We start from the raw sequence: 1,805 nt of genomic DNA, 5'->3' as shown, positions 1-1,805 counted from the left end.
CATTGGTAAGGTCGCCGTACTTCTTCTCGAAGGCGATGTCTTCCTCAGACCATGCGAATTCCCCGAGGAGGTTCTTCGGAGACTCCTGGGCAGCCTTTGAATATGCTGCGGTAAGGTTAGCGATCGTCACTGACTTCGATCCGTGTTCACGGCGGATCCAGTCTGCGTTAGGAAGGTTGATGCCGATAGGAGCGGCAGGATAGCAGTCGCCTGCAAGCACAGCCACATTGATGACCTTGGCTGTCACGCCCTTCACTTCCTTCTTCTTGAAGCGCTGGTCTACAGGAGAGTTGTCCTCGAACCACTGTGCGTTGGCGCTGATAAGTTCAGCCCTGCGTGAAGCTTCGCTGTCCTTGAAGTTCACAAGGCCTTCCCATGTAGCCTTGCGTCCGAGAGGGTCGTTATAGTCCTCGACGAATCCGTTCACGAAATCCACTGTTCCGAGGGTATCGTTCACCCACTTGATGTTATACTCGTCCCATAGCTTGAGGTCTCCGGTCCTGTAGTAAGCCACGAGGTCTGCGATATAATCCTTCTGAGTCTGGTTTTCAGCTACCAGGGCAGCCTTTTCCAGCTCGGCGATTATCTTTTCGAGGGCAGGACCATAAAGTCCTCCCACCTTATATACATCCTCACGGATCACACCGTCACTGCCTTTGACCACCTTGCTGTTGAGACCGTACACGGAGCTGGACGAGGCGAACACCAGGTACTTGACTTGGTTGTGGCGGCAGGCTTCCAGAATGTTCAGGAATCCGACCAAATTACTTTGCAGGTAGGCATACGGGTTCGTAATAGAGTAGCGCACGCCCGCCTGTGCGGCGAGGTTCACGACCTTGTCGAATTTTTCTTCGGCAAAGAGTTTGTCCAGCGGCTCCTTGTCGTCGATGCCCATCTTTACAAATCGGCAGTTCTTGTACTTGGTGCTTTGCACCATGGCGCCGTAGGCGAAGTTGTCGCCGGGCTGTTCAATGCCGCCTTCGCGGAGTCGACCGTACTTGAGGCGTACATCGTAATAGTCGTTAATATTGTCGAGGCCCACTACTTCGTCGCCGCGTTCCGCAAGCATGAACATGAGCTTGGAGCCAATAAAACCTGCTGCACCAGTAACAAGAATTTTCATGTGAGATAATATAGCAATTAGAATTTAGAGCTTAGATGATTCTTCTAAGTTCTACCAACTAAGCTCTACCAACTAAGCTCTACCAACTAAGCTCTACCAACTATTTTCTACCTTTGCAGTGATGTCCTCGGTTATTCTCTTTAACAAGCCTTTCGGCGTTTTAAGCCAGTTCACGCCGGAGTCGGGCCATGCAGCGCTCGATACCTTCGGGTTCCCGCCGGGGGTGTATGCAGCAGGGCGCTTGGATCACGACAGCGAGGGTGCGCTTTTGTTGACGGATAATGGCAAACTGATCAAAAAACTGCTGGATCCGAAGTTTGAGCACCCGCGAACCTACTTGGCGCAAGTGGATGGCCAGATTACCGAAGAGGCGGTGCGCAAGCTTGCCAAGGGTGTCGATATCAAGGGCTACCATACCAAACCCTGCAAGGCAGAAATGGCGGAAGAGCCGGATTGGCTTTGGTCCCGCAATCCGCCGGTGCGTTTTAGGGCGAATATCCCCACGAGCTGGGTGCGACTCACGCTCATCGAGGGTAAAAACCGCCAAGTGCGTCACATGACAGCGGCGGTGGGGTTCCCGACGCTTCGCCTGATTCGCGTTCAAATCGGTAATATTCCCTTGGGTGGTTTAAAACCGGGCGAGTGGCGCGTGGTTACCGATAAAGTGATTTGATGCTTTATC

At 52.7% G+C, this 1,805-nt stretch carries 2 protein-coding genes; one reads left to right on the top strand and one right to left on the bottom strand.

The features are described 5' to 3' along the window. A partial coding sequence (locus Q0628_RS04725) for an NAD-dependent epimerase/dehydratase family protein (protein WP_298768643.1) occupies nt 1-1,123 on the bottom strand: 1,123 nt, incomplete at its 3' end. A gap of 121 nt (nt 1,124-1,244) precedes the next feature. On the opposite strand from Q0628_RS04725, the gene Q0628_RS04720 reads away from it, so the two are divergent. Next, a complete protein-coding gene (locus tag Q0628_RS04720) occupies nt 1,245-1,796 on the top strand; it encodes a pseudouridine synthase (RefSeq protein ID WP_298768641.1) in 552 nt (183 codons plus the stop codon). Nucleotides 1,797-1,805 lie beyond the last annotated feature (9 nt).

The sequence above is a fragment of the uncultured Fibrobacter sp. genome (assembly GCF_937877005.1).
Lineage (GTDB): Bacteria > Fibrobacterota > Fibrobacteria > Fibrobacterales > Fibrobacteraceae > Fibrobacter.
Note: the sequence above shows the minus strand (reverse complement) of the source record. Positions and strands in the feature narration are given on the sequence as shown.